This is a genomic window from Phenylobacterium sp., assembly GCF_031181185.1.
In the GTDB taxonomy this organism is placed as follows: Bacteria; Pseudomonadota; Alphaproteobacteria; order Caulobacterales; family Caulobacteraceae; genus Phenylobacterium.
This window is the reverse complement of sequence record NZ_JAPSKZ010000083.1, coordinates 8,008-16,193: the sequence shown is the minus strand read 5'-3', so window position 1 is coordinate 16,193 and position 8,186 is coordinate 8,008. Positions and strand designations below refer to the sequence as shown.

General features: G+C 69.4%; 8 protein-coding genes. 4 read left to right on the top strand and 4 right to left on the bottom strand.

Annotated features, from left to right (window positions below):
• A partial coding sequence (ilvC, locus tag RIF93_RS11640) for a ketol-acid reductoisomerase (protein WP_309091485.1) occupies positions 1 to 1,009 on the bottom strand: 1,009 nt, incomplete at its 3' end.
• A 173-nt stretch (positions 1,010 to 1,182) separates the two neighbouring features.
• Here ilvC and arfB point away from each other — a divergent pair.
• The 3 genes from arfB to RIF93_RS11625 all read left to right on the top strand — a co-directional run bounded on the left by arfB (position 1,183) and on the right by RIF93_RS11625 (position 2,721).
• Positions 1,183 to 1,605 (top strand): alternative ribosome rescue aminoacyl-tRNA hydrolase ArfB, encoded by a 423-nt coding sequence (gene arfB, locus RIF93_RS11635; RefSeq protein WP_309091488.1) that lies wholly within the window; start codon positions 1,183 to 1,185, stop codon positions 1,603 to 1,605.
• A gap of 39 nt (positions 1,606 to 1,644) precedes the next feature.
• Positions 1,645 to 2,217, top strand: a complete 573-nt coding sequence (locus RIF93_RS11630) for a hypothetical protein (protein WP_309091483.1) — start codon at positions 1,645 to 1,647, stop codon at positions 2,215 to 2,217.
• An 87-nt stretch (positions 2,218 to 2,304) separates the two neighbouring features.
• The gene (locus RIF93_RS11625; RefSeq protein WP_309091482.1) at positions 2,305 to 2,721 is read left to right on the top strand and encodes a hypothetical protein; all 417 of its coding nucleotides are present in this window, start codon (positions 2,305 to 2,307) and stop codon (positions 2,719 to 2,721) included.
• Between the two features lie 39 nt (positions 2,722 to 2,760).
• Here the strand turns inward: RIF93_RS11625 and clpB are convergent, their stop codons facing one another.
• The gene (clpB, locus tag RIF93_RS11620; RefSeq protein WP_309091480.1) at positions 2,761 to 5,346 is read right to left on the bottom strand and encodes an ATP-dependent chaperone ClpB; all 2,586 of its coding nucleotides are present in this window, start codon (positions 5,344 to 5,346) and stop codon (positions 2,761 to 2,763) included.
• Positions 5,347 to 5,448: 102 nt separating this feature from the next.
• Positions 5,449 to 6,195, bottom strand: coding sequence for a class I SAM-dependent methyltransferase (locus RIF93_RS11615; RefSeq protein WP_375163874.1), 747 nt, complete (start codon positions 6,193 to 6,195; stop codon positions 5,449 to 5,451).
• Between the two features lie 164 nt (positions 6,196 to 6,359).
• On the opposite strand from RIF93_RS11615, the gene RIF93_RS11610 reads away from it, so the two are divergent.
• Positions 6,360 to 6,800, top strand: a complete 441-nt coding sequence (locus RIF93_RS11610) for a helix-turn-helix domain-containing protein (protein ID WP_309091476.1) — start codon at positions 6,360 to 6,362, stop codon at positions 6,798 to 6,800.
• Here RIF93_RS11610 and RIF93_RS11605 read toward each other — a convergent pair.
• Positions 6,797 to 8,186: S9 family peptidase (locus RIF93_RS11605; RefSeq protein ID WP_309091474.1), on the bottom strand; the 1,390-nt coding region annotated here is incomplete at its 5' end. The two genes, RIF93_RS11610 and RIF93_RS11605, sit on opposite strands and share 4 nt — an antisense overlap.

Here is an 8,186-nt window from a genome sequence, read left to right as displayed (position 1 = left end):
CGACGTCCACCAGCTTGTTCTTAGTGATCCAGGGCATCATGGCGCGCAGGCGCTGGCCCACTTCCTCGATCTGGTGCTCGGCGCCGCGGCGGCGGGTGGCCTTGAAGGACGGCGCGCCGACCGCGTTCTCCTGCATGAAGTCGCGCACGAACTTGCCCGACTGGATGTCCTCCAGCACGCGCTTCATCTCGGCCTTGGTCTCGGCCGTGACGATGCGCGGACCGGTGACGTACTCGCCGTACTCGGCCGTGTTCGAGATCGAGTAGTTCATGTTGGCGATGCCGCCCTCGTAGATGAGGTCGACGATCAGCTTCACCTCGTGCAGGCACTCGAAATAGGCCATCTCGGGGGCATAGCCCGCCTCGACCAGCGTTTCGAAGCCGGCGCGGATCAGCTCCACCAGGCCGCCGCAGAGCACGGCCTGTTCGCCGAACAGGTCGGTCTCGCACTCCTCGCGGAAGTTGGTCTCGATCACCCCCGAGCGGCCGCCGCCGATGGCCGAGGCGTAGGCCAGGCCGAAGTCCATGGCGCCGCCGGTGGCGTCGTGGTGGACGGCGATCAGGCACGGCACGCCGCCGCCCTTCTGGTACTCGCCGCGCACCGTGTGCCCGGGGCCCTTGGGCGCCACCATCAGCACGTCCACGGTCTTCTTCGGCTCGATGAGGCCGAAGTGCACGTTCAGGCCGTGGGCGAACAGGAGCGCCGCGCCGTCGCGGATGTGCGGCGCGATCTCGTCGCGATAGATCTGCGCCTGCAGCTCGTCGGGGGCCAGGATCATGATGGCGTCGGCCCAGGCCGCTGCGTCGGCCACGGTCATGACCTTCAGTCCGTCGGCCTCGACCTTCTTCGCCGTCGCCGAGCCCGGGCGGAGCGCGACGGCCACGTTCTTCACGCCCGAGTCGGTAAGGTTCAGCGCATGCGCACGGCCTTGCGAGCCATAGCCTACGATGGCGATCTTCTTGTCCAGGATGCGGGACAGGTCGGCGTCGCGATCGTAGTAGACGCGCATGTTTGTTTCTCCTGATACGACAAATGGTTCGCTGTTGCGCAACGGCAGTGCAGCAAAGCCGGGGCTCTGAAGCCGTTTTTTGCGCGAAGGTCAAGGGAACGCGCCGCGGCCCCGCTTGTGAAAACGTCGCGCCTCAGTCGCGCTTGGCCGCGAAGCGTGGCATCGGTCGGGCGATGATCGAGGTCACGCCCGCCATCCAGATCCCGGACGACGAGGTGCAGCTGCGGGCCGTGCGCGCGTCCGGACCCGGCGGGCAGCACGTCAACAAGGTCTCAACCGCGATCGAACTTCGCTTCGACGTGCGCGCCTCGCCCTCCCTGCCGGAGCCGGTGCGCGCCAGGCTCTACCGCTTGTCGGGCAGCCGGCTGACCCAGGAGGGCGTGCTGGTGCTGGTCGCCCAGGACCATAGAAGCCAGGAGCTGAACCGCCAGGCCGCCATCGAGCGGCTGACCGACCTCGTGCGCGAGGCGGCCAAGCCGCCGCCGCCGCCCCGCAAGAAGACCAGGCCGACAAAGGCCTCGAAGGAGCGCCGGCTCAAGGCCAAGGCCCAGCGGTCGGACGTGAAGTCAAAGCGGGGCAAGGTGCAGTTCGACTGAACGCCGGTCTGCGCTCGCCGCTGGCATGCTTTCGCCGCAATGGCCTATAAGCTGGCGCTCGCAATGAACCGCTCACGCCTGATCCCGACGCTGGGCCTCGCCGCCCTCGCCCTCTCCGCCTGCGCGCCGACGCTTGGTCCTCCGCCGCCCGGCCGCCGCGCGCCGCCGCCCGCGGCGTCGGGTCCCGCCAACTTCTCGGCCGCCGACTTCGCCTGGTCGCAGGCGCCGGGCCGCAACGGGATCCAGGGGACGCTGACCTATCGCAACGGCGCCGGCGGCTACACCTGCGCCGGGTCGGGCGTGGTGCTGACCCCCGAGACGCCCTGGTCGCGGCGGCGGATGAACGTGCTCTACGGCTCCACCGAGCGCGCGGCGCTGCCGGCCGAGGAAGTCCGCCGGCGCACGCCGTCGGCGCCTGCGGGCGACGCCGGGCCCTTCGTGAAGCGCACCACATGCGACGCCACGAGCCGGTTCTCGTTCCAGGGCCTGCCGAACGGCGCCTGGTACGTCATCACGATCGCGCGACCTGCGGCCCAGCCGCAGGGCGGCACGATCGCTCTGATGCGCCGAGTGGTCACCCGCGGCGGACGCGTGACCCAGGTCACCCTCTAAGTCGCTGACGAAGCTGCACTTTCGGAACCCGATCGGCGCGCGGAGCCTTTAGCGGCCCCGAGGGATGCGCCGAACGGAGTTATGCGAATGCGCAAGTGGCTTACCGCTGCGCTGGCCGGCGCGACGGTCGCCGGCGGCGCCGCGATCGCGGGCCAGGCCATGGCCCAGCGGTACTACTATCCGAGCCCACCGGCCTACGACTGGTACTACGACGGCTACTATCGGGCCCCGTCCTATCCGCAGCCGTACTACGACAACCGCTACTACGATAACCGCTACTACAGCGGCTCGGGGTCGGCCGGTTTGCTGGGTTCTGTCTTAGGCTCGGTGCTGGGGCTGTCGTACCCGTCCAGCTTCTATTCGGGCGTGCCCGTCGACCGCTACGGCCCCGACCCGAACGGCATGATCGGCCCCGACGGCCGACGGATCAAATGCAAGCTGCGGCGGACCTACGACCGATACTACGGCGGCTACACCATGCGCCGCGAGTGCTGGAGCCGCTAGACGAGAAAACGCCCGCCGGAGGTCCGGCGGGCGGCTTCCTCAATGCACCCTGGCGCGGCCGATCTCGAGACCCTCGGCCGTGCCATGGACGTCGATGACCGACCCGTCCTCCAGCTCGCCCGCCAGCAGCTTGCGGGCGATGGGGTCCACGAGCTCCTTCTGGATGACCCGCTTCAGCGGCCGCGCGCCATAGACCGGGTCGTAGCCCTTCTCGCCCAGCCAGTGCAGGGCGGCCGGGTCCAGCGCGATCGACATGCGCCGGTCGGCCAGCAGCTTCTCGACGCGCTGCAGCTGGATGCGGACGATGTCGCCCATCTCGGCGCGGCCCAGACGCTTGAACAGGATCACCTCGTCGATCCGGTTCAGGAACTCGGGCCGGAAGTGGCGGCGCACCACCTCCATTACCGGCCCCCGGGCCTTCTCCACGTCGTCGCCCTCCTCGAGGCCGGCTAGGTATTCCGAGCCCAGGTTCGAGGTCATGATGATCAGCGTGTTGCGGAAATCGACCGTGCGGCCCTGGCCGTCGGTCAGCCGCCCGTCATCCAGCACCTGCAGCAGCACGTTGAAGACGTCGGGGTGGGCCTTCTCGACCTCGTCGAACAGCACGACCTGGTAGGGCCTGCGCCGCACGCTCTCGGTCAGCGCTCCGCCCTCGTCGTAGCCGACGTAACCGGGCGGCGCGCCGATCATCCGGCTGACCGAGTGCTTCTCCATGTACTCGCTCATGTCGAGCCGGGTCACGGCGGACTCGTCGTCGAACAGGAACTCGGCGAGCGCCTTCGTGAGTTCGGTCTTGCCCACGCCGGTGGGCCCCAGGAACAGGAACGAGCCGATCGGCCGGTTCGGATCCTTCAGGCCCGCGCGGGCGCGGCGCACGGCGTCCGAGACGGCGACGAGGGCCTCCTCCTGGCCAACCACGCGGCGGCGCAGGCCGTCCTCCATCTGGAGCAGCTTCTCGCGCTCGCCCTCCAGCATCTTCTCGACGGGCACGCCGGTCCAGCGCGAGACCACCGCCGCGATCTGCTCGGCGTCGACGACCTCGGGCGTCATCGCATCGGCGCCGCCCTCGGCAGCCTCGGCGTCGGCCAGCCGCTTCTCAAGGCCAGGGATCTCACCATAGGCGATCTCGGAGGCCCGCTGCAGGTCGCCCCGCCGCTGGGCGGCGACCAGCTCGGCGCGCAGGCGGTCCAGCCCCTCGCGCAGCTGGGCGGCCGAGGAGACCTTCTCCTTCTCGGCGCGCCAGCGGGCGGTCATCTCGGCCGACTCGCCTTCGAGCCCGCGGAGCTCCTCCTCCAGCTTCTCCAGGCGCGCCTTCGAAGCCGCGTCGGTCTCCTTCGAGAGCGCCTCGCGTTCGATCTTCAGCTGCACGACGCGCCGGTCGATCTCGTCCAGCTCCTCGGGCTTGCTGTCGACGGCCATGCGCACGCGGCTCGCCGCCTCGTCCACCAGGTCGATGGCCTTGTCCGGCAGGAAGCGGTCGGTGATGTAGCGGTTCGAGAGCGTGGCGGCGGCCACGATGGCGCTGTCCGAGATGCGCACGCCGTGGTGCACCTCGTACTTCTCCTTCAGGCCGCGCAGGATGGAGACCGTGTCCTCGACCGTGGGCTCGCTGACGAACACCGGCTGGAAGCGCCGGGCGAGCGCCGCGTCCTTCTCCACGTGCTTGCGGTACTCATCCAAGGTGGTCGCGCCCACGCAGTGCAGCTCGCCGCGGGCCAGCGCGGGCTTGAGCAGGTTCGAGGCGTCCATGGCGCCTTCGCTCTTCCCGGCCCCGACCAGGGTGTGCATCTCGTCGATGAAGAGCACGATCGAGCCCTCGGCGGCGGTCACCTCGTTCAGCACCGCCTTCAGCCGCTCCTCGAACTCGCCGCGGTACTTCGCCCCGGCGATCAGCGCGCCCATGTCGAGCGCCAGCAGCTTCTTGTCCTTCAGGCTCTCGGGCACGTCGCCGTTGACGATGCGCAGCGCCAGCCCCTCGACGATGGCCGTCTTGCCGACGCCGGGTTCGCCGATGAGCACGGGGTTGTTCTTGGTCCGCCGCGACAGAACCTGGATGGTTCGGCGGATCTCTTCGTCGCGGCCGATGACCGGGTCCAGCTTTCCGTCCCGCGCGGCCTGGGTCAGGTCGCGGGCGTAGCGCTTCAGCGCGTCATAGCCTTCCTCGGCCGAGGCGCTGTCGGCGGTGCGGCCCTTCCGGACGGCGGCGGCGGCCTCATCGAGCCCCTTCGGGCTGGCGCCCGCAGACTTCAGCGCGTTCGCCGCCTCTCCGCCCTCCTTCGCGATGGCGATCAGCAGGCGCTCGGTGGTGACGAAGGCGTCGCCCGCCGCTTTCGCGCCGGCCTCGGCCTCGGCGAACACGCGCGCCGTCTCGGGCTTCATGTAGAGCTGGCCTGACCCGCCCTCGACCTTGGGCAGCTTCGCCAGCAGTTCGTCCGCGGCCCGGTCCGCCTCGTCGGGCCGGCCGCCGGCCGCCTGGATCAGCGCCCGGGACAGGCCGTCCTTCTCCTCCAACAGCACCTTCAAGAGGTGCTCGGGGCCGAGTTGCTGGTGACGCCTGGCCAGCGCCAGGCTCTGGGCCGACTGGATCGCCTGCTTGGCGCGGTCGGAATAGATGTCGATGTTCATGGGTCCCCTGTTCAGGCGGATTGCGGCGACCGCCTTCGCTGAAGCTCGGTCGCCGACACCCTCCGATTTAGTGTGGCCTCACGGCAACACAAGCAGGGGCGATCATGCTCCGGCGGTTACACGCCAGCAGGCGCCCGTGAAGCGGGCGAAGCCGTCCTGGAGAAATGGGCGGAACGCCGCTTCCAGCGCCTCCGCGACCTGGCGGCGAAGCGCTTCGTCCGCCTGTTTGAGCGCGAGGCCCGCCGGGCCCATGCGCGTGACGTAGGTCATGAGGTCCGCCTCTGCGATGCGCAGCGGCGTATCGAGGGGGTCCACCCGCACGTCTCGCCACCCGGCCGCTTTCAGGATGCGCTCGACGCGCGCCCCGTCCGCGAAACCGAACTGTCCGGGCGCATCGGGCACGGGGGCGGGCATCTCCGGCAGGAACGGCGCGGCGGCGCGCGCGCCTGCGACCATGAACGGATTGTCCGCCGGACCACGCCAGGCGACGAACGCCAGCCGTCCGCCCGGCCGGACGCCGCGGCGGATATTGGCGAAGGCCGCCTCAGGATCGTCGAAGAACATCACGCCGAAGCGAGAGACCACCGCATCGAAGTCTTCGGGCTCGAAGGCGTAGGTCTGGGCGTCGGCCTGGACGAACGCCGCCTGCGCCGACCCGTCCGCCGCCGCGCGGGCGCGCGCCGCCTCGACCAGCGGCCCCGAGATGTCGACGCCCAGCGCCAGCCCGCCCGGCTGCACGCGGCGCGCCACGGCCAGCGTCGTGCCGCCGGCGCCGCAGCCGATGTCGAGGACGCGCTCGCCCGGCCTTGGCGCGGCGGCCTCCATCAGTGGCTCCACGAACGGCGCCAGCAGACGGTCGAGCAGGTCCTGGAGCTCGGCCCAGGTACGGCCGGCCGCATCGTTCCAGAGGCTGGACTGATCGCGGTTGGGCGGCTGGAAGGTTTTCGGTCATGGCTTGCTCCGGAGGTAGAGGCGACGCAGTCTGCAAGTTCAAGTGAACTTGAGGTCAAGCGTTGAGAGACCTGGACATCTCCGAACTCGCCAAACGCAGCGGCACACCCGCCTCGACCCTCCGGTTCTACGAGGAGAAGGGGCTGATCGCCTCGGTCGGCCGCCGCGGGCTCAAGCGGCTGTTCGACCCGTCGGTGCTAGAACGCCTGGCGCTGATCGCGTTAGGCCGCGCCGCCGGCTTCTCGCTCGACGAGATCGCCCAGATGTTCGCGCCTGAGGGACCGCTACGCATCGACCGCGACCGCCTCTCAGCCAAGGCCGACGAAATCGACGCCACGATCCGGCGGCTCAGCGCCATGCGCGATGGGCTGCGCCACGCCGCGGCCTGCCCCGCGCCCAGCTACATGGAATGTGCGCACTTCCTGCGGATCGTGCGCGCCGCCGGCGAGGGCAGGCTGGAGCCGCTTGCGCGACGGCGACGGTTCGTCGCCGAAGCGGTCTAGTTCGGGGGATTGTGCTTCTCGAGGAACGCGACCGTCGCCTCCAGGGTCTGAAGCCGGGTGTCGCCTCGCGAGAGCCAGTGGTCGGCTCCTAGCTGGATGATCAGCTCGTACGGCTTGCCGTTCTTCTTCAGGGCGTCCGCCATGATGCGGCTCTGCTCCAGCGGAACGACGGTGTCGTCCTTGCCGTGGATCAGCAGGATCGGGATGTCGGCTTTCTCCGCCTGCTGCGCCGGCGAATAGGCGGTCATCACCGGGTCACCGAGATCTTCAGCGCCAATGAAGCGTGTCCAGTAGCGCAGAGCGGAATGCCCGCCGCGGCTGCGCGAATAGCTCACCTGCCGCTTGAGGTCGGAGACGCCGGCGACGGAAGCGGCGCAACGATAGACGCCGCGGTCGAGCGTGGCGCCAGCCAACGCCGCGTACCCGCCATAGCTGGAGCCAACGATGCACACCCGCTTCGGATCGATGAGACCCTGAGAGGCCAGATGGCGGACCCCGTCTGAGAGGTCCGTCTGCATCTTGCGGCCCCATTGACCGTAGCCCGCCTCGAGCAGTTCCGCGCCCAGGCCATCGGAGCCGCGGAAATTCACTTGCAGGACGGCGTACCCGCGAGACGCCATGCCTTGCGCCCACCAGTCGAAGCCCGGCGTGTCGCGTGACGCAGGCCCGCCGTGGGGGAAGACCACCAGGGGCAGGTCCTTGGCCGCCCGCCCTTGCGGCAAGGTAAGATAGCCGGTCAGTTCCAGGCCGTCGGCAGCCTTGAAGCGCAGCGCCTGCTTCGGCGCGATGCCCCCCTCGGTGAGCCCGGAGTACTGCGCTCCGATCCAGCGCCCCTTTTTCTTGTCGAGGTCAACGAGCGCGTAGGCGGGTCCTTCAGTGGGAGAGTCCACGAGGACCACGATCTTCCTGCGGTCCTTTGACCATGAGGCCAGTTCCACGCGGTCACTTGGATACGCAGCCGTGACCGCCTTCCAGACACGCGTGTCAGTCGGGTCGAAGAAGGTGTAGCGCCGCTCGTCGCCGACGAGCACCGAGTGTCCGATCAGCCGGCCGTCCACGGGGTCGTAGATGGGGCTTTGGTCGTCATGGGCCTGAATGGGATCGCCAGCCGGACCCTCCAGCCGGGTTTCTTGCCAGGAGAGACGTTCCTGTTCGTCGGCGCTGACAACGACGACGGATTTGCCGTCGCGGCCCAGACCTAGCGCATAGGGCGGGTCGTGTAGGGCTTGAGCGACCAGCGCCTCGCGCCAGCCGCCGCCATTCCGGAAGCGCAAGCTCCAACGCCCGGAGCGGTCGTCATACAGTTCTTGGGCCAGGGGTTCGCCGTCGGGTCCCACGATCCAGTCCGTGGTGTCCTCTCGACCCGTCTCCACCAGCCGGCTCGTC

Excerpts from the sequence above, each read along its gene's own strand:
- arfB (WP_309091488.1), top strand. The coding sequence starts at position 1,183 with ATGATCGAGGTCACGCCCGCCATCCAGATCCCGGACGACGAGGTGCAG.
- RIF93_RS11630 (WP_309091483.1), top strand. The coding sequence starts at position 1,645 with ATGGCCTATAAGCTGGCGCTCGCAATGAACCGCTCACGCCTGATCCCG.
- RIF93_RS11625 (WP_309091482.1), top strand. The coding sequence starts at position 2,305 with ATGCGCAAGTGGCTTACCGCTGCGCTGGCCGGCGCGACGGTCGCCGGC.
- clpB (WP_309091480.1), bottom strand. The coding sequence starts at position 5,346 with ATGAACATCGACATCTATTCCGACCGCGCCAAGCAGGCGATCCAGTCG.